Consider the following 26,342-nt stretch of genomic DNA (forward strand, 5'->3'; position numbering starts at 1 on the left):
GGATTGATGAAGCCTTCAACGCAGAAGGGGGCTCGATGACGTTCGAAGAATTCCTCGACAACGAACTCGATGGTCTCGGGCGGTACGCCCGAGTGCTCACGGGGGATCGACAGCAGGCCCACGACACGCTGGCGGAGTCGCTGATCAAGGTGCAGGTGCACTGGCGGCGGATCGGCCAGATGGACCGGCCGCTGGCCTATGTCCGACGGATGGTGACGAACCAGTTCCTGGAGGAACGCCGATCCTGGGCGGCCAGGATGTTCCGGACCACCAGCCCGGAGTCGTTGCCGCAGATGGTGAACAGCGCGGCAGTCGGCCGCGTCGAAGACCGGTCCGAACTGCACACGCTGCTCGGGTCGCTACCGCGACAGGAGCGCGCCGCCATCGTGCTGCGCCACTACCTGGACCTGCCGGACGCAGAGATTGCGGAGCTGCTGTCCTGTTCGGCCGGGGCCGTGCGCACCTACATCTCCCGCGGATTCACCAGTCTTCGATCGGCCCCGAGGAACCAGATGCCCGGCGCCGAACACACCCGGCCCATCAGCCACACCGGCTCGAAGGCCACTACCAGCCACCCAACGATGTCTGCGGAGGAGTCATGACGTACCCGGGCTTGGACGAGGAACTACACGAGATGGCAGCGGACCCACCGGATTCCGCCTCCATCCGCGCTGCAGTCGGGGTCGGTTTCGCCCGGCGGCAGAAGCGGGTCAGAGTGGTCGCGCTGCTCGCAACGGCCGTGGCCGTCATCGTCATCGCAGGCGGTATCAGCATTGCCGGCAAGATCGGCCTCAGCTCCAGCCCGGCTGCCGCCACTCCCGAGTGGCAGCAGCACGGGCGTCCCGTCGTCATCCCACAGGGCTCGACGTTGACGCCCTTCAGCGATGACGGCCAGGTGGTGTCGCCGGTGGCCCCCACCGTGGACCCCCCGGCCGCCGATGACACCGTCTTCTGGCAGCTCGACGATTCCGGCCTGTTCGTCGCCTGGACCTTCGCCGCCGGTCCGAAGTCCTCGGCTGCACCGGATCTCGGGTCTCTCCAGACTCCCGGAGGCACCCCGGTGGAACGCGGGTACGTGATCAATGCGACCGAAGCCATCCCGGGCAACGGACAGGGCGCGTCCAGCTCGGCCCAATCCATCGCCGGTTCCCCGTCAGTGCCTGCGCCACAACGGGTTTCGACCACGGCCGTGGCGTCGACCACGTCGGTCTCTGTCGCCGGGCATGCGGCAACGCTCACCCACCGTTCGGATACGGCGTGGGTGGGTATCTTCGGCGGCGATCGCTGGCTCACCTGGGAGTTGACGGACGGCCGATTCGCCCATGCCTGGGTCGGTGGGCAGGACGACAAGACCCTGCTCGCCTTCGCAGCCGGCCTGCTCGAACGGCCCACCGTCTTCGCCCGGCACGTCGTCGTCGGGGTCAGCCTGCCCGGTTACACGGCCGAGGGCATCCAGGAGCTCGGTCACGCGGGCGCGCTGGACAGCGCATCCATCTACCTGTGCCCTGTCGGGACCAACGACATCTTCTCCAGCGGTGCGATCTCGGCGTGCCTCAATGCCGCTGTCTATCCCGGGAAGGGCCTGAGCGCTAGGGAAACAGGCAGCAACCAGATGGTGGATGTCGACGGGATGAGCGTGCAGGTCGGCACCGGCCCGAAGGACGGCAGCCTGCTCCTCGACCGTGGACTCGGTGTCCTCGTCTCGGGTCAGCAGGTCGAGAAATTGGCGGACCTGGACATCGCGACACTGGCGGCGTCGGTGCGGGTTGATCCGTCGGTCAGCTCAGGACGATGACGTCTCCCCGCGGCTCTCTCCGGCACGCGGGGCTAGGACCGGAACATCGAGCCCGGGTTGAAAAGGCCCTGCGGGTCGAGAGCGTTCTTGATCTTGCGGTGCACGTCGATTCCGAGCTCCCCGATCTCGGCGGCCAGGAAGCCCTGCTTGATGCGGCCGATGCCGTGCTCGCCGGTGACGGTGCCACCGAGCGCCCGGCCGGCGTCGAGCATCAGGCCGAAGGCCCGCTCGGCGGCCTGCGTCTGCACGGCGTCCGACGCGTCGTAGACGATCGTCGGGTGCATGTTGCCGTCGCCGGCGTGACCGACGACGCCGATGGTCAGGCCAACCTCCTCCGAGATGGCCTCGCAGGCGGCGATCAGGGCGGCGATCTGCGTCCGCGGCACGCTCACGTCGTCGGTCAGCCAGGTGCCCAGCAGTTCGAGCGACGGGAGCACATCCCGCCTGGCCTGCAACAACATCCGTCCCTCGGCGAGATCCGCGGTGACGTAGGCGAAGGTGGCTCTGGCACCCAGGCAGACCTGCTCCAGCAGATCCATCTCCGTCCGGCCCGCCGCGCCGCCGGCATCGGACTGGCCCAGCAGGATCGCCGCCGGCGTCTCGCCGCCGCCGAGCAGTTCCACGCCGGTCTTCGCCTCGACCGCCTTGATGCAGGTGGCGTCCATGATCTCCAGCAGCGACGGCACCAGACCGGCCGCGACGGCCCCCGACACCGCATCGCCGGCGTCCTCGGCACTGGCGAACGCCGCCACCAGCGTCACCGGGGCGGCCGGCTTGGGCCGCAGCGCGAGAGTGGCCTCGGTGATGATGCACAGGGTCCCCTCGGACCCGACGAACAGCTTGGTCAGGTCGTAGCCGGCGACTCCCTTGACCGTCCGGCGGCCGGTCCGCAGGATCTCGCCAGAAGCCAGGACCACCTCCAACCCGAGGACGGCGTCGGTCGTCACCCCGTACTTGACGCAGCACAGCCCGCCGGCGTTGGTGGAGAGGTTGCCGCCGATGGTGCACCAGTCGTAGGAGGACGGGTCCGGGGCGTAGAACAGGCCGCGGGATTCCACCGCCTTGCGGAGGTCGAGGTTCACCACACCGGGCTGCACCACCGCCAGCCGGTTCGGCTCGTCGATCTCCAGGATGGAGTTCATCTTCGTCATCACCATCGTGACGGCACCGTCGACGGCGTTGGCGGCGCCCGTCAGACCGGACCCGGCCCCCCGCGGAACGATCGGCACGCCGGCCGCTGCACAGATTCGCACCACCTCGGCCACCTCGGCGGTATTCAGGGGAAGCACCACCGCGAGCGGACGACCGCTGGGCGCCAGCGGCATCATGTCGCGGCTGTAGGAGATGGTCACGTCCGGGTCGGCGATCACCCGCTCCGGGCTCAGCGCGGCCCGCAGCTCGGGAAGGATCGTCGTGATTTCCGTCTCGATCATCGTCATGGAACAACGGTAGTCCTGAAGGCTCCGCAGCCCTTGTCGGGCACCGTCAATCGTTCGCTGGATCGGCCGCTACCTGCGGCATCGATCATGGCCGGACCCCAGCGAACTCACAGAATTCCCAGATTGGGCCCGGTATCGTCATCCCGGTGAATCCCACCGAACTTGCCAGCGTCCTCCCGTCCTGGCTGAACGCCGAGGGCCTCGTCAACTCGATGGGTTCGTGGGCCCTGCTGGGCATCGCCCTCATCATCTTCGCCGAGTGCGGCATCCTCATCGGGTTCTTCCTGCCCGGCGACACGCTGCTGTTCATCTCCGGTTTGCTGGTCGCGAAGGGCACCTTCCACGTCAACATCTTCGTGGCCATCGTGATTCTGGTGGTGGCGGCGTTCGTCGGGAACATGGTCGGCTACGCCATCGGCTACAAGGCCGGGCCGCTGGTCTTCGACCGGCCGAACGCAAAATTTTTCAAGAAGGAGTACGTGGAGAAGTCGGCCGCGTTCTTCGAGAAGTACGGCAAGGTTGCCGTCATCCTGGCCCGTTTCGTTCCGGTCGTCCGCACCGTGGCCACCGTGATGGCCGGGGCGTCGAAGATGAACACCCGCGTCTACACGGTCTACTCCGCCATCGGTGGTGTGATCTGGGTGGCAGGCGTGACGGTCGCCGGCTACTTCCTGGGACAGATCCCGTTCATCGCCGACAACGTGGACGTCATCCTGATCGGCGCCGTCGTCGTGGTGGTGCTGGTCTCGGCGGTTCCCGCCCTGATGCACCTGCGCTCCCGCCGGCGCACCACCAAGACCACCTGACCGAGGCTCGCGACGAAGAATGCCTACGGCAGCCGGAATTTCGTGCAGAGCACGTCGGGGCCGGTGAGCTGGACGCCGAAGTAGCTGACGCCGCCGTTGCAGAGCGGCGCCGGGTTGTCGACGGCGATGGACGAGATCTGCTGACGGACGGCGAAGAACACCACCAGCAGTAGAGCCGCGATGCCGATCACCACCAGCCGGCCGGCCCACCGTCTGACGAAGACCAGCAGCACCACCCCGATGGCGCCGACGCCGGCCAGCAGCCAGGTCAGCCAGGTGACGGCGGTGTCGACGTTCACGTCTGCGCGGGGCCGGCGGTCAGCAGCCCGGGTAGGTGACGTCGATCCCGAAGAACTTGGGATGCGAGGAGCAGACGGAACTCTGCGCACTCTTGGCGGAGCTGTTGGCGAAGTCGACGACCTTGGACCGCTGCTGCCAGCCGAAGAAGACGATGACGGCGGCCAGCACCAACGTGATGATCTTGCCGATGATCTTCTTGATGATGATCGCCAGTACCAGCCCGATGACGGCGATCGCGATGAGCACCCACATGGCGGTGCTCTTGATGGTCGAGACGTCGAGGTTCACCGGGGAAATCTATCGTCCCGGACCTGTTGCGGGCGTGAGCCCGCCGCGAATCACGCCGCGTCTGCCTGACGCCCGCCGACCTCAGCAGGCCAGCTGCCTCACCGGGCCAGCTGCCTCACCGGGCCAGCTGCCTCACCGGGCCAGCTGCCTCACCAGGCCAGCTGCCTCACCAGGAGCGGTCGAGGTCGGCATGCTGCCGGACCCAGGCGTGCATCGCAATCCCGGCCGCGACACCCGCGTTGATCGAACGCGTCGAGCCGAACTGGGCGATCGACACCGTCATCACCGCAAGGGCTTTCGCCTCGGACGTCAACCCTTCGGACTCGGATCCGAAGAGCAGCAGGCATTTCCGGGGCAGCTCGACCGTCTCGATCGCCACCGAACCCGGCACGTTGTCGACGGCGACCACCACCAGTCCGCTGCGGGCGGCGTGCTCCGCCAGGCCGGCGATGTCGGCCTGGTGCTCCAGGTGTTGGTAGCGATCGGTGACCATCGCGCCGCGCCGGTTCCACCGCCGCCGACCGACGATGTGCACGCGCGCGGCCGCGAAGGCGTTGGCAGTGCGGACCACGGTGCCGATGTTGTGGTCGTGGCCGAAGTTCTCGATGGCCACCTCGAAGGGGTGGCGACGGAGATCGAGGTCGGCGACGATCGCCTCCCGGCGCCAGTACCGATAGGCGTCGACGACGTTGCGTCGATCGCCGGCCGCGAGGAGCTCCGGGTCGTACTTCCCGTCCAGCGGCCACGGCTCCGGATGTGGCCCGACGCCGACTTCGGGGACGGCGGTCCACTCGGTGGGGCCGGCCTCGTCCGGATCGTCGGGCCGTGCCGTCTCCCGAGACGCACCAGGCACGCGGGACGCACCAGTCTGGTCGAACGCACCCGGATCCTCGATGCTCAGCCCAGCCCCAGATCCGAGAGTCCGAGCAGCGACCGGTAGATCAGGCCTTCGTCGGCCAGCACCTGGTCGGCGCCGGTGGCCCGGTCGACGATCGTCGCCACCCCGACCACGTGTGCGCCCACCACGCGCAGCGCCTTGACCGCCTGCATCGGCGAGGCCCCGGTGGTGGTGGTGTCCTCGACCACGAGTACCCGCTTCCCGACGACGTCGGGACCCTCGATCTGGCGCTGCATCCCGTGGGCCTTGGTCGCCTTGCGGACCACGAAGGCGTCGATCGGTCGCCCGGGCGCGTGCATGATCGCCGTCGCCACCGGGTCGGCACCAAGCGTCAGGCCGCCGACCGATGCGAAGTCCCAGTCGGCGGTCAGCTGGCGCAGTAGCACCCCGATCAACGGGCCGGCCTCGTGATGGAGGGTGGCCCGGCGCAGGTCGACGTAGTAGTCCGCCTCACGACCGGAGGACAGGGTCACGCGGCCATGCACGACGGCAAGTTCGCCGACCAATTCGGCCAGCCTGACCTTGGCCGCGGCGTCCGGAACAGGGGCCGGGGGCGATCCGGCGGATGATGGTTCGAGGCTCACCGGGCAAGCCTGGCACATCCGCTGGCGCAGCCCGGCACCCGTCCTGGTTTGATCGGGGCCTGATTTGATCGAGACCTGTCGCACTGTCCAACGGAAGAGGACCACGAGTGGCCGAGTATCCGAACATCGCCGTCAACATGATCAGCACGCCGGGACCGGCGGTCTGCGTCCGTGAGGTGGCGAGCCGGATGGAAGGGCGGCCGGTCGTCTTCGTCCACGGCAACGTCTCGTCGTCGTTGTTCTTCTTCCCGTTGATGTCCCGCCTGCCACACCACGTCCGACCGATCGCCGTCGACCTGCGGGGGTTCGGCGGGACCGACACGGCGCCGGTGGACGCCTCCCGCGGGCTCCGGGACTTCGCCGACGACGTCTGGGCAACGATCGACGCGCTGGGTCTGGAGCAGGTCGACCTGGTCGGCTGGTCGATGGGCGGGGGCGTGGTGATGCAGATGACCATCGATCGGCCCGCTGCGGTGACGTCGCTGACCCTGCTCAACCCGGTGTCCCCCTTCGGTTTCGGCGGCACCACCGGTCTGGACGGCGCGCTCGTGGCCCCGGACGGGGCCGGATCGGGCGGCGGAACTGCGAACGCCGACTTCGTCAGGGCCCTGGACGACACGGACGAGAGCGACGGCCCGACGTCTCCCCTGACGATCCTGCGGAAGTTCTACGTCGCACCGGGTTGGGACGGCGAGGACGAGGCCCTCTACCTCCGCTCGATGCTGTCCACCAGCATCGGTGACGACAACTACCCCGGCGATTCGGTGCCGTCGGAGACCTGGCCGGGTGTCGCGCCGGGGCGACGCGGCGTGCTGAACACCATGTCGCCGACGTTCCTGGATCTGTCCGGCATCGTCGACATCAGCCCACGGCCGCCGATCCTGTGGATCCGAGGTGAGGCGGACCAGATAGTCTCGGACAGCTCGATCTTCGACCTGGCGCAGCTTGGTGCGCTCGGCGCGATTCCGGGTTACCCCGGCATCGACCGGGTACCGCCGCAGCCGATGATCGGGCAGACCAGGTCCGTGCTGGACGCCTACCAGTCGTCGGGCGGGCAGTACGAGGAAGTCGTCCTTCCCGACGTCGGTCACTCGCCGCACATCGAGGCCACCGACGACGTGCTCGCCGCACTGTTGCGGCATCTGGGCGTCTGACCGGACCTACTGCCGGGGTCAGGTGCGTCCGGAGTTGTTGACCCTGGCCGTATATCGACGGACGAGCCCCCGAGGGAGCAGTCGGACGGCGACGGCCATCGAGCTGTAGAGGCGGCCGGGTACCGAGAGGATCTTGTTCCGGCGGAGGTCCCGGAGCGAGGTGACGACCAGCTCGTCGATGTCGACGTAGGCGCTCGAGGGGACCGCGGACATGTTGATCCCGGCCCGCTGGTGGAACTCGGTGCGGACGAAACCAGGGCACAGCGCCTGGACTCGGACACCCGTACCGGCCAGCGACATGGCGAGGCCCTCGCTCAGGCTGATGACGTAGGCCTTCGACCCCGCATAGGTGGTGCCGCGCCCGGGGATCAGGCCGGCCGTCGACGCCACGTTGATCACGCCGCCGTGTCCGCGAGCGACCATCGACGGCAGCGCCGCCCTGGTCAGCGTGACCACGGCGGTGACGTTGAGCTCGAGTTGGGCGAGGAGGTCCGCCTCGGTGGCCTCCAGGAAATCCTTGCCGACGTCGAAGCCGGCGTTGTTGATCAGCAGGTCGACGTCACCGCGCGCGAGTCGCTCCGACACCTGGGCCCGCTGACTCGGGACGGTGAGGTCGGCGACGAGGAACTCGACGTCGGGCGAGCCGAAGGAGAGCAGGGTCGCCCGGCACTCACGCAGCCGCTGCTCGTCCCGCGCGACCAGGATCAGGCGGTGGCCGGAGGCGGCCAGGTGGCGGGTGAAGGCGGCTCCGATGCCGGCGGTCGCGCCGGTGACCAAGGCAGTGGGCATGCCCTCGACGGTATCCCCTGTCTCCGGGGCACCGGTGATCATCGGTGCTCACCGATGCTCACCGATGGGGGCCCAGCGGCGGCCGCCCAGCCGTCAGGCGGCCTTGCTCTCCCGGAGGTACTTCAGAGCGTTGTCGGCGTGCGTCTGCATGGACATCTCGCTGCTGATCACCTTGAGGATCTTCCGATCGGTACCGATCACCAAGGTGACCCGCTTGACCGGGGTGATGAATCGCCGTTTCACCCCGAACGAGGTGGCCACCGTGCCATCGGGATCGGACAGCAGCGGATAGCCGAGAGAATTGATGCGGTCGAACTCGGCCTGCTTGTCCACCGAGTCGGCGCTGATCCCGACCCGCTGTGCCCCGGTGGCCGCGAACTCCGCCGCCAGATCACGGAAATGGCAGCTCTCGGCGGTGCACCCACTCGTCATCGCGGCGGGGTAGAAGAACAGCACCACCGGTCCGGCCGTCAGCAATTCGGAGAGCTTGCGCTTCGTCCCGGTCTGGTCGGGGAGTTCGAAATCCTCTGCGATGGAGCCCTCTTCGATCGTCTTCACGCGGTCACGGCGCCCTTCTTGGGTGGGAGTGGGAAGAAACCGGACGTGCTGTTCACGTATTCGGCGTATCCCGGCTTCGACTTGGCCATTCGCTTCTCGGTCAGGGCCTTTCCCGATTTCGCGACCAGCAGGTAGGTCATCAGGATTGGTGAGAGCACCGTCAGCAGGCCGATCCAGGTCCAGGCGACCATCAGGAACAGGCCCCACCAGACTGCGGAATCCCCGAAGTAGTTGGGATGACGGGTGTATCGCCACAGACCCGTCTTCATCAGCTTGCCCTTGTTGGCCGGATCGGACTTGAATCTGGCCAGCTGCGCGTCTCCGATGCCCTCGAAGGTGATGCCGACGAGCCACACCAGCGCGCCGACCCAGACGAGCCAGAGAGCCGGCGACGGCAGCAACATGGCCACCTGGACCGGGATCGACACGAACCACATGATCACGCCCTGCGGGACCTGGACCTTGCGCACGATCATGAACTTGCTGTGACCCTCGAGCATCTTCACGTAGCGCGGATCCTCGGGCAGACCGTGGTTGCGGAGCAGGATGTAGCCGCCCAGCCGCAGGCCCCAGATCGCCACCGCCGCCAGCGCCACCCAGCGCAGGGTGGGATCGCCGTAGTTTCCACCGGCCGACACCAGGAAGGACACGATGCCGATCACCACGAAACCGGGACCCCAGATGGCGTCGATGATCGAGTACTTGCCGGTGGCGGCGCCGATGGCGAAGGAGATCGCCATCAGCACCGCGACGGCGAGAAGGCTGCTGCCCAGCACGACGAACAGGTGAGCAACGGGAAAACTCACAATTCCCAGACCTTCCGTGACGGTTCCATCGAGGCGGTACCGGCGGTATCCGGACGGACCGCCAGGATCTGGTCTACACCCATCCGATTCTCCGCGAACGCAAGGGCTCCGCCGACCAGGTACAGACGCCAGACGCGGGCGCCGACCTCGCCGATCATCTCGACGACCCTGCTCCACTGCTTCTCGAGCGTCTCGGCCCAGGCCCGCACGGTCCAGTCGTAGTGCTCGCGCAGGGCATGAACGTCGCGTACCTCGAGTCCGGCGCCGCCCAGGAGGGACACCGTGGTGCCAAGGGGCTTCATGTGCATGTCGGGGGCGATGTAGGTCTCGATGAAAGCGCCGCCCCCCGGGGCGTTCTCGCCACGGGACATCTGCTGCACCAGCGCGCGACCGCCCGGGCGCAGCACCCGGTGCAGGATGCCGGCGAAGGCCGGGTACTCGGCATCGCCGACGTGCTCGCCCATCTCGATGGTCGAGACGGCGTCGAACTGCCCGTCGTCTGCTCCGGAATCGAGCTCGCGGTAGTCGGCCAGACGGACCTGGACGCGGTCGGACAGACCGGCGTCGGCGACCCGCTTGGTGACGTACTCGTACTGCTGGCGGGAGAGGGTGACCCCGGTCGAGTAGGTGCCGTAGTGCTCTGCGGCATGACAGATCAGCGATCCCCATCCACAGCCGACGTCCAGGTGCTTGCGACCCTCCGACAACCCCAGCTTGCGACAGATCAGGTCGAGCTTGGCGTTCTGGGCCTCGCCCAGGTCACCGCCGGGACCGTCGACGTAGTAGGCGCACGAGTAGGCCATGGACTTGTCGAGCAGCAACTCGTAGAAGTCGTTCGACAGGTCGTAGTGGTGCGCGATCGCCGCCCGGTCCCGGTCGCGGGAGTGCCTGCGGCCCCTGAGGGACGCCGCCTGGCCAGGCGCCGGCGGGCGGAGCCCGACGACACCGAGCTTGGCCACCTCCAGTGCGAGACCGGGCCACTGGGTCACCTTGATCCTGGGCCGACCGACCTTGCCGTCCTTGGCCGCGTTCCAGACCGACGAGAGACCCTGCGCCAGGTCACCCTCGACGTCGACGTCACCGGAGATGTAGGCCTCGGCCAGGCCCAGTTCGCCCGGCGACCAGAGCAGCCGGCGCAAAGCACGGCGGGAGTTGAGCACCAGCACGGGCCCGACGTCCGGACCGGCCTCGCTGCCGTCCCACGCGCGCACCCGAATGGGCAGAGGACCCCCGATAGCGGTCGCAGCGAGATCAGCCAATCGAGTGGCGATGGTGGTGGCGCTGTCCTTCATGAAATCCTCTTCCGTCACTGGGACCTGCTGCTGGAACTGTTGTTCCTGATGTACGAAATGCGTTGTTCCACAACGGTACCCGGCCCGGCGTCCCGACCGACGGGGGCACGGCGGTCGGGGTCGCGGCCCTGCTGTCAATCTGGGACGCCGGGTACCGGTGGTTCGGTCCCGAACGACAGAAGGATGGCATCAGCCTCAATTCGAAGGCAATCGAAGCTGTGGATCCGGTTGACCACACTGCCTTACGGGGATAACTCTTCCTGATTTCTCAGACCCTCTGCTCGGGGCCGACCCTCGATATCGAACTGACACCGAGGCGTGATTCGCCCTCGACCGAATCCACCATGACGGTTTCCCCGTCACGGATCCGTCCGGCGAGCAGTTCCTTCGCCAATTGGTCCCCGATGGCCGACTGGATCAGGCGGCGGAGCGGGCGAGCGCCGTACAGCGGATCGAAACCTTCGATGGCGAGCCATTCCCGGGCGCCGTCGCTCACCTCGAGCACCAGGCGGCGCGCCGACAACCGGTCCGCCAGGGCGCGCACCTGGATGTCGACGATCGAGCCGATCTGCTCGATGCCGAGCGCATTGAAGAACACCACCTCGTCAAGACGGTTGAGAAACTCGGGCTTGAACGCACTGCGGACCGCGTTCATGACCGCGTCGTGGCGCTGCTTCTCATCCAGTGCGGGGTCGACGATGAACTGGCTGCCCAGGTTGGACGTCAGGATCAGCACGACGTTGCGGAAGTCCACCGTCCGGCCCTGCCCGTCGGTCAGGCGACCGTCGTCGAGCACCTGCAGCAGGACGTCGAACACGTCCGGATGAGCCTTCTCCACCTCGTCCAGCAGTAGCACGGTGTAGGGGCGACGCCGGACCGCTTCGGTCAGCTGTCCGCCCTGGTCGTAGCCGACATATCCGGGAGGGGCACCGACAAGCCTTGCCACCGAGTGCTTCTCGGAATACTCGCTCATGTCGATCCGGACCATGGCCCTGGCGTCGTCGAACAGGAAGTCGGCGAGGGCCTTCGCCAGTTCGGTCTTGCCGACACCCGTCGGGCCGAGGAAGAGGAACGACCCGGTCGGCCGGTCGGGGTCGGAGATCCCGGCCCTGGCACGGCGAACCGCATCGGACACCGCCCGTACGGCCGCGGACTGGCCGACCACCCGACGCGCGAGTTCGTCCTCCATCCGCAGCAGCTTGGCGGTCTCGCCCTCGAGCATGCGGCCGGCCGGGATCCCGGTCCAGGCTGCGACCACGGTGGCGATGTCGTCGGGGCCGACCTCCTCGGACACCATCGGCGGTAGCGCCGACTCCCCCGATTCCGCAGCGTTTTCCTCGGCGGCGTGGTCGAGTTCCCGCTGCAGCTCCGGGATCCGGCCGTAGAGCAACTCGGAAGCCTTGGCCAGGTCCCCTTCCCGCTGGGCCCGATCGGCCTGCACCCGCAGTTCGTCCAGTGACTTCTTCAGTTCACCGACACGGTTGAGACCCGACTTCTCGGCATCCCACCGGGCCGTCAGGGCGGCCAGTTGCTCGTTCCGGTCGGCCAGATCGCGGCGTAGCCGGATCAGGCGATCCCCCGAGGCCGCATCCGATTCCCGTGCCAGGGCAAGCTCTTCCATCTTCAACCGGTCCACCGCACGCTGCAGCTCGTCGATCTCGACCGGCTTGGAGTCGATCTCCATGCGCAGCCGGGAAGCCGACTCGTCGATCAGGTCGATGGCCTTGTCGGGCAGGAACCGGGCCGTGATGTAGCGGTCCGACAGGGTCGCCGCGGCCACCAGGGCCGCGTCGGTGATCCGGACACCGTGGTGCGCCTCGTAGCGCTCCTTGAGGCCACGCAGGATCGCCACGGTGTCCTCGACACTGGGCTCCCCGACCAGGACCTGCTGGAAACGACGCTCCAGCGCCGGGTCCTTCTCGATGTGGGTGCGGTACTCGTCGAGAGTGGTGGCGCCGACCATCCGCAGCTCGCCGCGGGCGAGCATCGGCTTCAGCATGTTGCCCGCGTCCATCGCCCCTTCGCCGGTCGCGCCGGCACCGACCACGGTGTGCAACTCGTCGATGAACGTGACGACCTGTCCGTTGGAACCCTTGATCTCGTCCAGCACGGCCTTGAGCCGCTCCTCGAACTCACCGCGGTACTTGGCACCGGCGATCATCGCGCCGAGATCGAGCGAGATCAACCGCTTGCCCCGCAACGATTCCGGGACGTCGCCGGCCACGATCCGCTGCGCCAGCCCTTCGACCACCGCCGTCTTGCCGACGCCGGGCTCGCCGATCAGGACCGGATTGTTCTTGGTGCGCCGGGACAAGACCTGGACTACTCGCCGGATTTCGGCATCGCGGCCGATGACCGGGTCGATGGCGCCCTCCCTGGCACGCTCGGTCAGGTCGACGCCGTACTTCTCCAGGGCCTGGTAGGAGCCCTCCGGGTCCGCGGAGGTGATCTTCCGATCGCCGCCGCGCACCACCGGGAAGGCCTCGACGAGTGCGTCCGACGTCGCTCCGGACGCCACCAGCAGATCGCCGACGTCGGTGCCGGGCCGGGCAAGAGCAGCGAGCAGGTGCTCGGTGGAGAGGAACTCGTCACCGCCCGCGCGCATGATCTGCTCGCCGGCCGTCACGATGTTGCTGACGGCTCGCGCCAGCTGTGGCTGGGCGACCGTCGCGCCCTTGGCTGACGGAAGACGGCCGAGGATCGCCTGGGTCCGGGCCGCGATCGTCGCCGTGTCGGCGCCGACGGCCCTCAGCAGACCATGTGCGGTCGATCCTTCCGTCGCGAGCAGTGCCGCCAGCAGATGGGCGGGCTCCACCGTGGCATTGCCGGCGGTGGTCGCCGTACCGATGGCCGCGGCAAGGACCTCGCGGCTCTTGGTGGTGAGAACGTCGGTATTCATATGTGTTGTCTTACTGCCTTTCCGTCATCGTCGGGTGCTCTGCGGTCACTCGTACCCAGCCGAGTGACGTACTTACCCGGTCCAACGCAGCTAAGTTGAGTGTATTCCGCTCAACTTGGGTCCGTCGAGGTCTTTGGTCCCGAAAAGGTCGGCTGCTGATCAGCGGCTGGCCGGACCTGCGGCCCGACCGAGCAGTCCGAGTTGGGTTCTGTTGCTGCAGAACAGCTTCTGCAGGAGGCTCGAGACATACCCCTTCACGGTCGCCTCGGACACCAGGAGTCTGGTGCCGATGTCCGCATTGGACAGTCCCAGCGCCAGCAGATCCAGCACTGCCCGCTCGCGACCGGTCAGGCTGGTCAAGCGCTCACGGGCGTCCCGCTCCTGTTCGCGGGCCGCGCGGGTCGGCGCCACCAACCGCGCGGATGCCCCGGCGTCCATCACCACGTGCCCCCGTGCCGCCAACCCGACCATCGCGATCAGGTCGCGGGGGGCTGTCGACTTCAGCAGGAATCCCCTTGCACCGGCCTGCATGGCGCCGAGCACGTAGTCGTCGACATCGAAGGTGGTGAGCGCGACCACGACGGCGGCCGGATCGAGCGCGAGAATGGAGGCGGTACCGACGATCCCGTCGGCCATCGGCATCCGGAGATCCATCAGCACCACCTGCGGACGCCGCGGGAATTCGTCACTTCCGGTCCTCAGCATGTGCGGGCACCGGGAGCGCCACCCGGATCTCGTGACTCTTCTCGTCGCAGTGCACGCTCAGACGACCGCCGAGTAGTTCGACCCGGCGGCGCATCACCGGCAGACCGCGGCCGGGATCGCCGGCGCGCGAGTCCGGTGCGCGGGCGTTGGTCACGGTCACCGCGAGCAGTTGCTCGGCGGCGTCCACAGTCCGTCGGGCGACCCGGATGACGATCGGCTGACCGGGTGCGTGTCGGCCCGCGTTGGTCAGGCCCTCCTGCACCACCCGCAGCGCGGTGTGGACGACGAACGGGTCGGTGACGGCTGCCTGTGGTGATCGGACACCGTCGAGCTGCAGATCGATCCTCATGCCGGCGCCCCTGGCCGTCGTGACCAGCTCGAGGACGCCGTCGGACAGCGACCGGGTCGCTGGCTGGGTATCGACCTCGTCCGGGGTACGCAGCACGTCGATGAGCCCGCGGAGTTCGGTCAGCGCCTGTCGACCGGATGCCTGCAGTCGTTCGGCCGCAGCCCTGGTCCCGTCATCGATCCCCGGTCCGACCTCCAGAACGCCGGCCTGCAACACCATCAGGGTGATCTGGTGCGAGACCAGATCGTGCATCTCGCCGGCCAGCCGGATCCGCTCGGCGATGACGGCACGCTCGGCCAGCAGGTCCTGTTCACGTTCGGCCCGCTCGGCGCGATCGACGAGCGTGCCGGCCAGTTGTACCCGTGATCTGGCGAGCAGCCCGCCGACGGCGGAGATCAGGTGGATGAGGACGAAGGTGTACGGATCGGTGAGCAGCCAGGCCTGCGAGCCCGCAGCCCAGGTGAGCACCGCGAACAGGGCCACCCCGCCGGCGCGACGCCGATCACCGGTGAAGGCGAAGACCTGGGAGGGAACGGCGAAGGACGCGTAGGTGGGCGTGAGCAATGACAATGCTGCGATCCCGAGCCCGCCGGACAGCGGATGGGAGCGGCGCGTCAGCAGTAGCGCGTTGCACAGTCACTGCGAGCACCCGAGGGATCGTGATCAGCAGATCCGGGTGCAGTGCGAGCTCCCGCCAGGTGCCGGCGGCTGCCGCGAGCATCGCGAGGGTGACGTCGATCAGCACCGCCACCCAACGCGGTGCCAGCGACTGTCCCGGAAGTGCCACGCCTGAGAATAGGCCGCGCCGCGGCTGCACCCATTGGCGAAAGGACTGCACTCACCCTGCCATCTGATCGGCGATCGCGCACGTCGGGCAGCGACGTGGGGTCGGTGAGCACGGCGGACGGCGTACCGCGGAGGAACTGGTCGAAGAACCCGCCCACCAGCGTGCGGTTGATCCGTTGGCTGGTGGCGTCGTCGATGTTGCCGAAGACCTCTGCCCAGGTGGTGGGGTCCTGCTTCTCGAGAGTCTTGTCGAGCCCCCAGCGCCGAATGCTGCCGCCGAGGTCGATGAACCGGTAGTGGCCCGAGTCCTGGAGGGAATACCAACGGTGCCAGGCCTTTTCAGCGGCCAGCGCCGGCAGGAAGGTCTTCCAGCTCGGGTCCAGGGTGGTGTCGTGGCGCTGCACCCCGACCACCAGGAACGGCTTGCCGACACCCTGGGTCGCGGTGGGCCCGATGGCGAACCCGTCGAGATCGATGCCGGCGACGAAGCGGCGGTCCGTGGCTGCCACCGCCGCGGCGGTGCCGCCGCCGAAGGAGTGCCCGTAGATGCCCATCGCCGTCAGGTCCATCCCCAGCCCGAGACCCTTCGGCAGCGGCGCCCCCTCGACGTCCGGGTCCTTTCCAGACCTGATCACGGCCAACTGGTCGGCGACGAATCGGACATCGGCCACCCGCACTGCGAGCAGCTTCTCGAGCACCTTCGCCCCCTTTGCGCTGAACGGGTCGCTGCCGGCCTGGCAGTAGGCCGGATCGGTCGGGCCGACGACCGCGCCGTCGGGAAACTCGACCCCTGCGGATTCACCGGTGTTGCCCAGCGCCACCACCACGTAGCCGCGGCTGGCGAGATCCTCGGCGACGATCGTCGAGTCGGTGCGCGACCCGCACAGACCGTGGTGGAAGAAGACGACCGGATGATCCCGGCCGGCAAGCGGAGCCCCGAGATGGCTGTTCGTCTTCGCGGTGAACGCGCCCGCCGGCACCGGGTAGAACTTCTGCAGCGCAGCAGCTTCACCGGCAGGTGCATAGGGAGCGAGCGGCCCGGTGGTGGCGTCCGTCGGGTACCACAGCTGCACCATCAGTTGCCGCTTGCCGCCCTTCGGGTCCAGTGGATCCGCCCGTTCGGTGTCACGCAGGTGCACCAGCACGGTGCCGACGGCAGAGTCCCCGGTCGGCGCCGGCAGCTCGAGCGAGACTGTGGAGGATGCCGGCGTCGCGCTCGAGGACTGCCTCGACGAACCCTTGCCGGGTGACCCTGAGCTCGACGCACCAGAGCTCGACGCACCAGAGCTCGATGCACCAGAGCTCGATGCACCAGAGCTCGACGCAGTTGAGCTCGACATCCCCGTGACGGACGTTTCGGTCGTGGCCGAAGCGTCAGCGGTTGTCGCGGAGGTGGTCGGGTCAGCGGGAGCGCGACCGGCGGTGCCGGTGGCCGAACACGCGGCGCCCAGCAGACCGGCCGCGAGTGCGAGGGCGATCGTCGCACCCCTCCGGCGACGCGACATCACACTGACGGACCGATACCAGCTGGTGGTTGCCATGGATCCAGTACACCGATTGCACCGCAGCGGCACGAGCGGCTTCGGTCGGGAACGTCCACGACGAAAGTCGGGGGTGCAGCGAGTGACGGACCGGCCGAACGGCCTGCCGCGCCGGTGGCCCGGGGAGTGGGGGACGTCAGCCGGCCAGCAGCCGCAGCGCCCGCAGGGGGCGCCGGCTCCGGTTCCGGCCATCCGGTGCAGCGCCGCCCGGGCGCGGCAGCTGTGCGTCGCCGAGGCGAACCATTCGCCCCCGTCCAGCCAGCCGGCGGAAGCAGCGGCGAAGACGGCCTGGCTGGGTACCGAGCCCGCGGCGGCATTGGGTCCATGGCGGCCGCAGGTGCTCATTTGGTCATCGGGCGCGGGTGCGGTACGACCGTCACATGGCATCTCGGCAGAGCAAGTCCTCGCAAGACACCGCCGGGGCCGGCACGACTCCATCTGCGGCGACGCCGACCCGGCACGTCGAGATCGAGACGAAGCTCGAAATCCCCTCTGCCAGGGCGCTTCCGATCCTGACGGGACGACGGACGACCACCGCGGTCGGGTTGGTCGGCGCCGCCGATCCACTGACGTTCGAGTTGGACGCCGTCTACTTCGATACCGCAGAGCTCGACCTGCTGCGCTCGAGGTTGACCCTGCGGCACCGCACCGGCGGCGAGGACGCCGGCTGGCACCTCAAGTTGCCGGCGCTGGCCGGAGCCAGGACGGAGATCGGGTTGCCACTGGAGTCGGTGGACGTCGATCCGCTGACGGCCCACGTGCCCGCGGCGCTGGCCGATCTGGTGCTCGGTGCCGCGCGCGGACGGGCTCTGCGGCCGGTGGCCAGAATCCGCAACGTCCGCACCGTGCGCCGCCTGCTCGACTCCGCCGGCACCGCCATGATCGAGGTCGCCGACGACCAGGTCACCTCGACGCGCCTGACCATCGCTGACAGCGCCGCCGGCGTCACAGCGGGACGGGTAGCAGCATTCTCCGCATCGGAGCCGACCCGCTGGCGGGAGCTCGAGGTGGAGATCCTGGCCGGCGATCGTGACCAGCTGGGCGCCGTCGTCGCCCTGCTCCGGCAGGCGGGCGCCAAGCCCGCCTCGAGTGCGTCCAAACTCGCCCGCGCACTGGATGCCCATCGCACTCCGCCAGCAGGCAAGACGAAATCTGCCCACACGAATTCGGTCGGGCCGGTGGTGACCGGCGTCCTCTCGAGACTTCGCGACCACCTGATCGGAGCGGACCGGGGACTTCGTGAGGGCACCGAGGTGGCGCTGCACGATGCCCGGGCGGCCGCCCGGCGCGTGCGCTCGGTGCTGAGCGTCTACAGTCCCGTCTTCGAACCGGGCGCCACCCGTTCGCTGCGCACCACTCTCCGGGATTTCGGTGTGGTGCTGGGCCGGGCGCGGGATCTGGAGGTCCTGCAGCGACGGCTCGTCGGGCAGTTGGTCGAGGAACCGACCGAGTATGCGACCGCGGCCGCCGCCCGGATGAACGCCGCCTTCGCGGCTGCACTGCCCGTGGCACTGGCTGACGTGGCCGAACTGATCCGGTCGCAGCCCTACCTGGACATGCTCCGGGAGCTGGACGCCTTCATCGCGACCCCCCCGTTCTCCCGCCGCGCGACCAAGTCCGCGTCGACCGAACTGCCGCTGCACCTGTCGGCTGCCTGGCGCGACCTCGACGGGCTCGTCGAGCAGGCTCTCGGCGACCCGTTCGGCAGTCCGGGTCTGCACGACGTGCGCAAGAGCGCCAAGGCGTTGCGCTATGCCGCCGAGGCGGCTTCTGCGACCCTGGGTGATGCCGCCGTCGTCTTCGCCGCTGCGATCGAGGAGATCCAGGAGGTGCTCGGCGAGCACCAGGATGCCGCTGCCGCTGCCGCCTGGCTCGCCGCGCTCGCCCTGGAGCCGGACACCGATGGCGTCTCCGGCTTCGTCTTCGGTCGGCTGCACGCGTTCGAGCAGGCCGTGGCCCACGGCACCGTCGACGATTTCTCCGACGCCTGGGACCGGGTGGAGGACGGCGACATCCTGGCCGGCGTCTTCGGCCGTTGACCTGCCGGGTAAAGAGCGGTGCTTCTCGATTATTAATACTGATTTACATGTATCGAGAAGCGAGTCGGCTACTCCTGTGCTTCGGGCCCGTCCAACGTCAGTGTGAAGAGCACTCAGCCGGGCCTCGGTCGCTGCGACGACCGATGCACCCGGAGGTTTGCAATGAAGGCTTGGTTTCGACTCGGCAGTATCGTCGTCGGCACGATCACTGCTGCGGCTCTGACATTCTCTGCCGCTTCAGCGGCCACACCCGGTACCCCCGATGATCCATCGTCGTCCGGCCATGCGTCGGCGGCCGGGGTGGGACAGGTGATCCCGATGACGCCGCGACCACCCCTCGTGTCGGAGGCCCTCTTCGTACCGGTCACTCCCTGTCGGATCGCCGACACGCGAAAGGGCGGTGGATTCATGGCCAACAATGCGTCCCGCGCCTTCTACGTCACCGGCACCACCGGCTTCGCGCCGCAGGGCGGAAAAAGCGGCGGCTGCCGCATCCCCACTGGCGCAACCGGAGTCACTGCCAACGTCACGGCTGCCGGCACCGTCTCCGACGGCTACCTGACGGGCTATCCGACCGGATCGATTGCTCCCATCACCAACTTCATCACCACCCACAGGAACTTCAACCTGACCGCCAACCCGACTTTCGCGCTGGCCGCCGGTAACGCCAGACCACTGACCATCGCCAACCACGGTGGCAACACCCACGTCGTCGTCGACGTCACCGGCTACTACATTCCACAGCTGGAAGGTCTGGTCAACATCGCCGGTGCCACCTACGCCGGAACCAGCCGGATGCTCGGCGCCACCCAGCTCGGCACGGGGTCCTACCGGGTCCAGTGGGACACCGACGTCGCGAATTGCGCCCCGATGGTCACCGTTTACGGAGGCCTCCCGGGCTACGCGACCTCCCAGAACCTGAACACCGTCTACACCATCATCAGGACGTACAGCCCGGCCGGCACGCCAACCGATTTCGCGACCCAGGTCAGCGTGTCCTGCTGATCCTCCGGCTCTGCTGACGGCCCCCACCGACGTGAGCGAAGACGTCCGACGACAACGGCGGTACCCGAGATCTTCGGTACCGCCGTTGTCCTCGACCGTGGCCTTCGTCGTTGCCCGGTGGCCGTTGTTGCCGGTGTTGCCGTTGTGACCGGTGGCCGTTGTTCGTGGCCGTCGCCGCTCGCCTACCTGGCTTGTCTTCGGCCGGCTCCACGCCTTCGAGCAGGCCGTGACCCGCGGCACGGTGGACGACTTCTCCGACGCCTGGGACCGGGTGGAGGACAGCGACCCTCTCCGGCATATTCGGCATAGTCGGCCGCTGACGCCCGCACCCTGGGCGCATACAGAAAGTCCCGGCGCATACGGAATCGGCCGAATCTGCCTCCATCGAACGGCTTTCGGTCCAAGCCGTATGCGCCGGTTCGTCTTCGGCCATTCAGGAACGCTGACGTGGCCATTGACACGGTCGCAACACCCACGGCATTCTCGAGGTCACCGGCTACTACATTTCGCGATCGAAGGGCTCGTCAGCATCAACGGGCGGGTGTCCCGGTTGGCGATCAACCAGACCGGAGATGCCGTTCCCGCTGACTCCAGCAACTACTTCTTCCTGACGGTCACATGCTGGCCGATGATGTATCACGTCCGGCTCCAGCGCGCTTCTGGTTCCGGATGCGCCGCCGCCCGAGTGGCGCACGTCTGGAGCACCTCATGAACCGTTTGACCGCTGGCTGCTGATCTCCACCACCACTGTCACATTGGGGGTGAGTTGCCTGTCGTCCGCATCCGGGGGTCGGCCGGAGCAGAGTGTTGGTGGCAAAACCCTCTTCGCCGCCTCCGGACCGACCGGCAACGGACCCACTGGCAACGGACCGGGCGGCGCTCGTCAGCCCTTCACCAACGCCGGCGCCATCGTCCAGGCGCAGTACATTCCGGTGACGCCCTGCCGGGTGGCCGATACGCGGGCGGGCGGCGGAGCGCTCGTCAACGGCGCCATCCGGAGTTTCACCATTCGCGGCGCCAGTGGATTCGCTCCCCAGGGCGGAACCTCCGGGGGTTGCGGAGTGCCGGCGGGCGCAAGCAGCGTGACCACGAACGTCACCGTGACCGCTGCCGCAAACACCGGCTATTTGTCGGGCTATCCGGCCGGAACTGTCGAACCGCATACAAACTTCATCACCTATCCGGTGCATCAGACGATCAGCGGCAACCCGACGTTCACGCTGCAATCGGCCGGCACCGAGCCGTCGCTGAGCATCAGGAATCACGGGTCGACGACGAACGTCATCATCGACATCACCGGCTACTACCTGGAACCGATCGCCGGCACTGTCAACGCCGACGGATCATTGGGCACCCACTCGAGCCAGGTGATGACCTCGGGGATCTACGCGACGATCGACACCGGCCACTACTACGTCCAGTTCAACCAGCCCGTCATCGGCTGCGTCCTCGTGGCAACGGGCACCGTCACCACCACCAGCGTCAGTACCAATTTCAATGGGTTTCGAGACTACGCCTACGTGTACGTCCGGGACATCAGCACGGCATCAGCGCCATTGGTCGACGGGGGCTTCACCTTCACCGTGACCTGCTGATCCGCGGCGGGTGATCCGCGGCGGGTGAGCTGCGGCGGGTGAGCTGCGGCGGCCGAATTGCAGGCGGGCTGCGCATACCAAAGTGCCCGAAACTAGCTCTGAGGAGCGAGTTTCGGGCACTTTCGTATGCGCCGGGCACCTTGATGTGCGCGGTATGGAATGCGTCAGCCGCGGCGGCGTTGGGGGCGCCAGGTGACCATGGCCGTGGTGGTGTTCTGCCAGGGGACCAGATCTCGCCGCAATCCCGCGATGGCGTTGGCTGCGGCGTTCGCCGCGTCGGCCTGCGACTGGTTGAGATCGGCGTTCAGGGCGCGGATTTCGTCGGTCAGCTCCGTCGCCCGCGCACGAAGCGCGTCGACCTGGGCCTCCAGCTCGATGATCCGGCGGATCCCGGCGCGATTGACGCCCTCGTCCTGGCTGAGCTTCTGGACCTCGCGGAGCAACTCGATGTCGCGACGCGAGTACCGCCGCCCACCACCGGAGGTGCGGCCAGGGGAGACCAGGCCTTCGCGGTCGTAGGAACGCAGGGTCTGGGCGTGCATCCCGGCGAGCTGGGCGGCCACCGAGATGACGAACAGCGGCGCGTCGACCTCGAATCCCACCATGTCGAACGCCTGGAAGCCGCTGGTGCCAGGGGGTTTCAATCCGGACCGGGTGCCGGCGTCGCCCTCATCTGCTCCGCCCGGCCCGGTCATGACTTGTCCGCAGAGGCCTGCAGCGCACGGGTGATCGCAGCCCTGGGGTCCTCGGTCTGCTCGGCTGCAAAAGCTTCGATCGCCGCCGTGGCCTCTGGCGAGAGACGTTGCGGAACAGCGATCTCCACGGTGACGATCAGGTCCCCGATGACATCCTTGCGCTTGACGCCTGCCCCTTTGACGCGGAGCTTGCGGCCGGACGCCGTCCCGGGCGCGACCCGCAGGCGCACGGACCCGGACAGGGTCGGGACGGTGAGATCGGTACCCAGCACCAGCTCCGGGAAGGTCACCGGGACGGTCAGGGTCAAATTGTCGCCGTTGCGGCCGAACAGTTCGTGGGCGCTGACGTGGATGACGACGAACAGGTCGCCGTGCGGTCCACCACCGGTCCCGGCGTCACCCTTGCCGGCCAGCCGGATGCGCTGGCCGTCGGAGACACCGGCGGGGATCCGGGTCGTCAGGGTGCGGGACTGCTGCACCGTTCGCTCGCCGTGGCAGTTCGGGCACGGGTCGTCAGTGATGGAACCGGTTCCGCGGCAATTGGTGCAGGGTTCGGAGAAGGCGAACGAGCCCTGGTTGCGAGTGGTCAGGCCGGTGCCGTTGCACACCGGGCAGGCGTGCGGCGACGTGCCCGGCTTGGCACCGGTGCCGAGGCAGGTGGGACAGGTGCTGCGTTCGGACAACCGCAACGGAACCGTCACTCCGGACACCGCTTCGGTGAACGCGATCCGCACCTCGGTCTCGACATCGCCGCCGCGCTTGGCGCGGGACGCCCTGGTATTCGTGGCGCCGCGGTTGAACAGGCCACCGAAGATGTCGCCGATCCCGCCGCCGCCACCCGAGCCGCCGCCGCTGTTGCGCAGGAGATCGTTGATGTCGAATCCGCCGGCACCGGCGCCGGGCTGGCCACCGAATCCGCGGAACGCCCCGGACCCGACGGACGCCCGCGCCTCGTCGTACTCCTTGCGCTTCGCGTCGTCGGACAGCACGTCATACGCCTCGGAGACGGTCTTGAACTTCTCCTCGGCCTGCTTGTTGTTCGGGTTCTTGTCGGGATGCAGGTCCCTGGCGAGCTTCCGATAGGCCTTCTTGATCTCCGCGGCGGTCGCTGTCTTGCTCACGCCCAACGCCGCGTAGAAGTCCTTCTCGTAGTAATCCTTGGCGCTCACCAGGAACCTCCCTTCTTGTAGGTAGACCAAGCAACGTCCTGCAAAGTGCGCGCTATAGCGACCACTCTGAAGGACGTTGTGGCGGGGGTGCTGCTACTCGACAACTTCCGCATCAACGATCTCGTCGGCGTCGTCGCTCGGAACCGGAGCCGGTTCGTCTTCCTCGCCGGGGCCGGTGACCCCGACGACGGCCGCCCGCACCAGCCGATCGCCCAGTGAATACCCGTGCCGCATCACCGTTGTCACGGTCTGCACCGCGACGTCGGCGGAGGTGGCGAACTGGACCGCCTCGTGCAGGGCCGGATCGAACTCGTCGCCGACCACGCCGAACTGCGTCAGGCCGGCCTTGGTCAGCACGCCCGTCAGGCGATCTGCCACGGCCTTGAACGCTCCCGTGAGATCGCCGTGACGGTCGGCGTTGTCGATGTCGTCCATGACGGTCAGCATTTCGGTCAGGACCGAAGCTTTCGCGTTCTTGACGACCAGATCCCGATCGCGGTCGACCCGCTTGCGGTAGTTGGCGTACTCCGCCGTCACCCGCTGGAGGTCGGAGGTGCGCTCGGCAGCTTCCTGCTGGGCGGCCTCCAACGCAAGATCGGCGTCCGTCTGGATCGAGATCGGCTGCGAAGCCTCCTCCGGGTTTCCCGGGTCGGACTTCCGACCGAACGGTGAGGAGAAGAACCCACCAGAACTGCGCACCTCGCCCGTCTCCGGGTCGATGCGGCGGTTGTCGTTGATCACGACTGGTTCCTCACCTCCCGGCCGGCCTGCGTTGTTGTCGTCCTGCTGGCTCATTTGTTCATGTCCGGCTTCGGGTCGTCCACGATCTCGGCGTCGACGATCTCTTCCTCCTGCGGGCCCGACGAGCCGTCGGCCGCGGGGGCGTCGCCGGAACCTTCGGAAGCGGTCTGCGAGTACAGGGCGGCGCCCAGCTGCTGGGATTCGGTCGCCAACTCCTCGACGGCCGTCTTCAGCACCGAGAGGTCGGTGCCCTTCAGGGCCTCGTTCACCTTGGTGATGGACGCGGTGACCCGCTCCTTCGGCTCGTCCGGGAGCTTCTCGCCGTTGTCCTTGATGAACTTCTCGGTCTGGAAGACGAGGGCCTCGGCCTGGTTGCGGACCTCGGCCTCCTCGCGACGGAGCTTGTCCTCCTCCGCGTGCGCCTCGGCGTCCTTCATCATCCGGTCGATCTCGTCCTTGGACAGCGCGGAGCCACCCGTGAGCTTGATCGACTGCTCCTTGCCGGTGCCGAGATCCTTGGCGGTGACGTGCACGATGCCGTTGGCGTCGATGTCGAAGGTGACCTCGATCTGCGGCACGTTGCGCGGCGCCGGCGGCAGGCCGGTCAGCTCGAACATGGCCAGCTTCTTGTTGTAGGCGGCCACTTCCCGCTCGCCCTGGAAGACCTGGATCTGCACCGAGGGCTGGTTGTCCTCGGCCGTGGTGAAGATTTCGGAGCGCTTGGTCGGGATGGTGGTGTTGCGCTCGATGAGCTTGGTCATGATGCCGCCCTTGGTCTCGATCCCCAGCGACAGCGGGGTGACATCGAGCAGCAGCACGTCCTTGACCTCGCCGCGGAGCACACCGGCCTGCAGGGCAGCGCCGACAGCGACGACCTCATCGGGGTTGACGCCCTTGTTGGGCTCCTTGCCACCGGTCAGCTCCTTCACCAGTTCGGTGACGGCCGGCATGCGGGTGGAACCACCCACGAGCACGACGTGGTCGATGTCGCCGACCTTGACGCCGGCGTCCTTGATGACCTGGTGGAACGGGGTGCGGGTGCGGTCGAGCAGGTCGGAGGTGATCCGCTGGAACTCAGCTCGCGTCAGGCTCTCGTCCATGAACAGCGGGTTCTTGTCCGCGTCGACCGTGATGTACGGCAGGTTGATGGAGGTGGACTGGCTCGAGGACAGCTCGATCTTGGCCTTCTCCGCGTTCTCGCGGATGCGCTGCATGGCCATCTTGTCCTTGGTCAGGTCGATGCCGTTGGCCGCCTTGAACTTGTCGACGAGCCAGTTGACGACGCGCTCGTCCCAGTCGTCGCCGCCGAGCTTGTTGTCACCGGCGGTGGCCTTGACCTCGACGACGCCGTCGCCGATCTCGAGGAGGGACACGTCGAACGTGCCACCACCGAGGTCGAAGACCAGGATGGTCTGCTCCTTGTCGCCCTTGTCGAGCCCGTAGGCCAGGGCGGCCGCGGTCGGCTCGTTGACGATGCGGAGCACGGTCAGACCGGCGATCTCGCCGGCTTCCTTGGTGGCCTGACGCTGGGCGTCGTTGAAGTACGCGGGGACTGTGATGACGGCGTCGGTGACGGGTTCGCCGAGGTAGGACTCCGCGTCACGCTTCAGCTTGCCGAGCACCCTGGCGCTGATCTCCTGCGGGGTGTACGACTTGCCGTCGATGTCGACGGTCCAGTTGGTGCCTACGTGGCGCTTCACGGACCGGATGGTCCGGTCGACGTTGGTGACGCCCTGACGCTTGGCGACCTCGCCGACGAGAACCTCGCCGTTCTTGGCGAACGCGACGATCGACGGGGTGGTGCGGGCGCCTTCGGCGTTGGCGATGACGGTGGGCTCGCCGCCTTCCAGGACCGAGACGACCGAGTTGGTGGTACCGAGATCGATACCGACGGCACGCGACATGCGTTCCTCCTGCTATGGGTTCCTGTGGACCTGCGCCGGTTGGTGCACGCCCGTGATGTGGTGATTGAGGTACTGATTCCCAGCATGCGACAGGCTCCGGCTGGCTGTCAAACCACCTTGAGTCGGTCAGGCTCAACTTTACTGATGCTTCCAACTGATGGCAGCGGCAGATTGTTCCCGAGAGTCTCGGCCCGATGCTCGGGCC

24 protein-coding genes are annotated in these 26,342 nt (G+C 67.7%); 7 read left to right on the forward strand and 17 right to left on the reverse strand.

The annotated features are described in order from the left end of the window. The first annotated feature begins 35 nt into the window (after positions 1-35). The gene (locus ABIB25_RS07780; protein ID WP_354527855.1) at positions 36-602 is read left to right on the forward strand and encodes a sigma-70 family RNA polymerase sigma factor; all 567 of its coding nucleotides are present in this window, start codon (positions 36-38) and stop codon (positions 600-602) included. Beyond that, positions 599-1,795, forward strand: coding sequence for a hypothetical protein (locus tag ABIB25_RS07785; RefSeq protein WP_354527856.1), 1,197 nt, complete (start codon positions 599-601; stop codon positions 1,793-1,795). The genes ABIB25_RS07780 and ABIB25_RS07785 overlap by 4 nt, the downstream gene beginning before the upstream one ends. 32 nt (positions 1,796-1,827) lie before the next feature. Here ABIB25_RS07785 and ABIB25_RS07790 read toward each other — a convergent pair whose 3' ends face one another. Further along, positions 1,828-3,234, reverse strand: coding sequence for an FAD-binding oxidoreductase (locus tag ABIB25_RS07790; RefSeq protein WP_502919763.1), 1,407 nt, complete (start codon positions 3,232-3,234; stop codon positions 1,828-1,830). A gap of 146 nt (positions 3,235-3,380) precedes the next feature. On the opposite strand from ABIB25_RS07790, the gene ABIB25_RS07795 reads away from it, so the two are divergent. After that, complete coding sequence (locus ABIB25_RS07795) at positions 3,381-4,040, forward strand: DedA family protein (RefSeq protein WP_354527857.1); 660 nt, start codon at positions 3,381-3,383, stop codon at positions 4,038-4,040. 23 nt (positions 4,041-4,063) lie between these two features. On the opposite strand, the gene ABIB25_RS07800 is transcribed toward ABIB25_RS07795, so the two are convergent. The 4 genes from ABIB25_RS07800 to pyrE form a co-directional block, all read right to left on the reverse strand. Continuing rightward, positions 4,064-4,339, reverse strand: a complete 276-nt coding sequence (locus ABIB25_RS07800; RefSeq protein ID WP_354527858.1) for a hypothetical protein — start codon at positions 4,337-4,339, stop codon at positions 4,064-4,066. Positions 4,340-4,358: 19 nt separating this feature from the next. Further along, on the reverse strand, positions 4,359-4,628 hold the full coding sequence (locus ABIB25_RS07805) for a hypothetical protein (protein ID WP_354527859.1): 270 nt from the start codon (positions 4,626-4,628) through the stop codon (positions 4,359-4,361). Positions 4,629-4,794: 166 nt separating this feature from the next. Beyond that, positions 4,795-5,481 carry a TrmH family RNA methyltransferase gene (locus tag ABIB25_RS07810; RefSeq protein WP_354527860.1) on the reverse strand — a complete coding sequence of 229 codons (687 nt, stop codon included), beginning with the start codon at positions 5,479-5,481 and terminating at the stop codon, positions 4,795-4,797. Positions 5,482-5,525: 44 nt separating this feature from the next. Then, entirely contained in the window at positions 5,526-6,041 is a 516-nt protein-coding gene (gene pyrE, locus ABIB25_RS07815; protein ID WP_354527984.1) for an orotate phosphoribosyltransferase, read from the reverse strand. Between the two features lie 206 nt (positions 6,042-6,247). Between pyrE and ABIB25_RS07820 the strand changes: the two genes are divergently transcribed. Next, entirely contained in the window at positions 6,248-7,264 is a 1,017-nt protein-coding gene (locus ABIB25_RS07820) for an alpha/beta hydrolase (RefSeq protein ID WP_502919768.1), read from the forward strand. Between the two features lie 18 nt (positions 7,265-7,282). On the opposite strand, the gene ABIB25_RS07825 is transcribed toward ABIB25_RS07820, so the two are convergent. The 8 genes from ABIB25_RS07825 to ABIB25_RS07860 all read right to left on the reverse strand — a co-directional run bounded on the left by ABIB25_RS07825 (position 7,283) and on the right by ABIB25_RS07860 (position 16,593). Then, complete coding sequence (locus ABIB25_RS07825; RefSeq protein ID WP_354527862.1) at positions 7,283-8,053, reverse strand: SDR family NAD(P)-dependent oxidoreductase; 771 nt, start codon at positions 8,051-8,053, stop codon at positions 7,283-7,285. A gap of 93 nt (positions 8,054-8,146) precedes the next feature. Continuing rightward, positions 8,147-8,602 (reverse strand): peroxiredoxin, encoded by a 456-nt coding sequence (locus ABIB25_RS07830; RefSeq protein ID WP_354527985.1) that lies wholly within the window; start codon positions 8,600-8,602, stop codon positions 8,147-8,149. Between the two features lie 5 nt (positions 8,603-8,607). Then, complete coding sequence (locus ABIB25_RS07835) at positions 8,608-9,417, reverse strand: DUF1295 domain-containing protein (protein ID WP_354527863.1); 810 nt, start codon at positions 9,415-9,417, stop codon at positions 8,608-8,610. Further along, positions 9,414-10,709, reverse strand: a complete 1,296-nt coding sequence (locus ABIB25_RS07840) for a class I SAM-dependent methyltransferase (RefSeq protein ID WP_354527986.1) — start codon at positions 10,707-10,709, stop codon at positions 9,414-9,416. The genes ABIB25_RS07835 and ABIB25_RS07840 overlap by 4 nt, the downstream gene beginning before the upstream one ends. A gap of 268 nt (positions 10,710-10,977) precedes the next feature. After that, the gene (gene clpB, locus ABIB25_RS07845) at positions 10,978-13,608 is read right to left on the reverse strand and encodes an ATP-dependent chaperone ClpB (protein ID WP_354527864.1); all 2,631 of its coding nucleotides are present in this window, start codon (positions 13,606-13,608) and stop codon (positions 10,978-10,980) included. Positions 13,609-13,767: 159 nt separating this feature from the next. Further along, positions 13,768-14,313, reverse strand: a complete 546-nt coding sequence (locus ABIB25_RS07850; RefSeq protein WP_354527865.1) for a LuxR C-terminal-related transcriptional regulator — start codon at positions 14,311-14,313, stop codon at positions 13,768-13,770. Next, on the reverse strand, positions 14,294-15,232 hold the full coding sequence (locus ABIB25_RS07855; protein WP_354527866.1) for a sensor histidine kinase: 939 nt from the start codon (positions 15,230-15,232) through the stop codon (positions 14,294-14,296). The genes ABIB25_RS07850 and ABIB25_RS07855 overlap by 20 nt, the downstream gene beginning before the upstream one ends. Positions 15,233-15,276: 44 nt before the next feature. Next, positions 15,277-16,593 (reverse strand): alpha/beta hydrolase, encoded by a 1,317-nt coding sequence (locus ABIB25_RS07860; protein WP_354527867.1) that lies wholly within the window; start codon positions 16,591-16,593, stop codon positions 15,277-15,279. Positions 16,594-17,369: 776 nt separating this feature from the next. Between ABIB25_RS07860 and ABIB25_RS07865 the strand changes: the two genes are divergently transcribed. From ABIB25_RS07865 to ABIB25_RS07875, 3 genes are all read left to right on the forward strand, one after another. Further along, entirely contained in the window at positions 17,370-19,028 is a 1,659-nt protein-coding gene (locus tag ABIB25_RS07865) for a CYTH and CHAD domain-containing protein (protein WP_354527868.1), read from the forward strand. A 318-nt stretch (positions 19,029-19,346) separates the two neighbouring features. Then, a complete protein-coding gene (locus tag ABIB25_RS07870) occupies positions 19,347-20,033 on the forward strand; it encodes a hypothetical protein (RefSeq protein ID WP_354527869.1) in 687 nt (228 codons plus the stop codon). A 761-nt stretch (positions 20,034-20,794) separates the two neighbouring features. Next, complete coding sequence (locus ABIB25_RS07875) at positions 20,795-21,628, forward strand: hypothetical protein (protein ID WP_354527870.1); 834 nt, start codon at positions 20,795-20,797, stop codon at positions 21,626-21,628. Between the two features lie 164 nt (positions 21,629-21,792). Here the strand turns inward: ABIB25_RS07875 and ABIB25_RS07880 are convergent, their stop codons facing one another. The 4 genes from ABIB25_RS07880 to dnaK form a co-directional block, all read right to left on the reverse strand. Beyond that, on the reverse strand, positions 21,793-22,233 hold the full coding sequence (locus ABIB25_RS07880) for a heat shock protein transcriptional repressor HspR (RefSeq protein ID WP_354527987.1): 441 nt from the start codon (positions 22,231-22,233) through the stop codon (positions 21,793-21,795). Positions 22,234-22,319: 86 nt separating this feature from the next. Further along, entirely contained in the window at positions 22,320-23,492 is a 1,173-nt protein-coding gene (gene dnaJ, locus ABIB25_RS07885; protein WP_354527871.1) for a molecular chaperone DnaJ, read from the reverse strand. 93 nt (positions 23,493-23,585) lie between these two features. After that, positions 23,586-24,233, reverse strand: a complete 648-nt coding sequence (gene grpE / locus ABIB25_RS07890; protein WP_354527872.1) for a nucleotide exchange factor GrpE — start codon at positions 24,231-24,233, stop codon at positions 23,586-23,588. A gap of 50 nt (positions 24,234-24,283) precedes the next feature. After that, positions 24,284-26,137 carry a molecular chaperone DnaK gene (gene dnaK / locus ABIB25_RS07895; RefSeq protein ID WP_354527873.1) on the reverse strand — a complete coding sequence of 618 codons (1,854 nt, stop codon included), beginning with the start codon at positions 26,135-26,137 and terminating at the stop codon, positions 24,284-24,286. Positions 26,138-26,342 lie beyond the last annotated feature (205 nt).

It is taken from the genome of Nakamurella sp. UYEF19 (genome assembly GCF_040546275.1).
Classification (GTDB): domain Bacteria; phylum Actinomycetota; class Actinomycetes; order Mycobacteriales; family Nakamurellaceae; genus Nakamurella.

What these genes read in the sequence shown, in the direction of transcription:
- ABIB25_RS07870 (WP_354527869.1), top strand. Translation starts at nt 19,347, where the DNA reads ATGACGCCGCGACCACCCCTCGTGTCGGAGGCCCTCTTCGTACCGGTC.
- ABIB25_RS07865 (WP_354527868.1), top strand. Translation starts at nt 17,370, where the DNA reads ATGGCATCTCGGCAGAGCAAGTCCTCGCAAGACACCGCCGGGGCCGGC.
- ABIB25_RS07785 (WP_354527856.1), top strand. Translation starts at nt 599, where the DNA reads ATGACGTACCCGGGCTTGGACGAGGAACTACACGAGATGGCAGCGGAC.
- ABIB25_RS07850 (WP_354527865.1), bottom strand. Translation starts at nt 14,313, where the DNA reads ATGCTGAGGACCGGAAGTGACGAATTCCCGCGGCGTCCGCAGGTGGTG.
- ABIB25_RS07825 (WP_354527862.1), bottom strand. Translation starts at nt 8,053, where the DNA reads ATGCCCACTGCCTTGGTCACCGGCGCGACCGCCGGCATCGGAGCCGCC.
- ABIB25_RS07840 (WP_354527986.1), bottom strand. Translation starts at nt 10,709, where the DNA reads ATGAAGGACAGCGCCACCACCATCGCCACTCGATTGGCTGATCTCGCT.
- ABIB25_RS07780 (WP_354527855.1), top strand. Translation starts at nt 36, where the DNA reads ATGACGTTCGAAGAATTCCTCGACAACGAACTCGATGGTCTCGGGCGG.
- ABIB25_RS07790 (WP_502919763.1), bottom strand. Translation starts at nt 3,234, where the DNA reads ATGACGATGATCGAGACGGAAATCACGACGATCCTTCCCGAGCTGCGG.
- ABIB25_RS07820 (WP_502919768.1), top strand. Translation starts at nt 6,248, where the DNA reads ATGATCAGCACGCCGGGACCGGCGGTCTGCGTCCGTGAGGTGGCGAGC.
- dnaK (WP_354527873.1), bottom strand. Translation starts at nt 26,137, where the DNA reads ATGTCGCGTGCCGTCGGTATCGATCTCGGTACCACCAACTCGGTCGTC.
- clpB (WP_354527864.1), bottom strand. Translation starts at nt 13,608, where the DNA reads ATGAATACCGACGTTCTCACCACCAAGAGCCGCGAGGTCCTTGCCGCG.
- ABIB25_RS07880 (WP_354527987.1), bottom strand. Translation starts at nt 22,233, where the DNA reads ATGGTGGGATTCGAGGTCGACGCGCCGCTGTTCGTCATCTCGGTGGCC.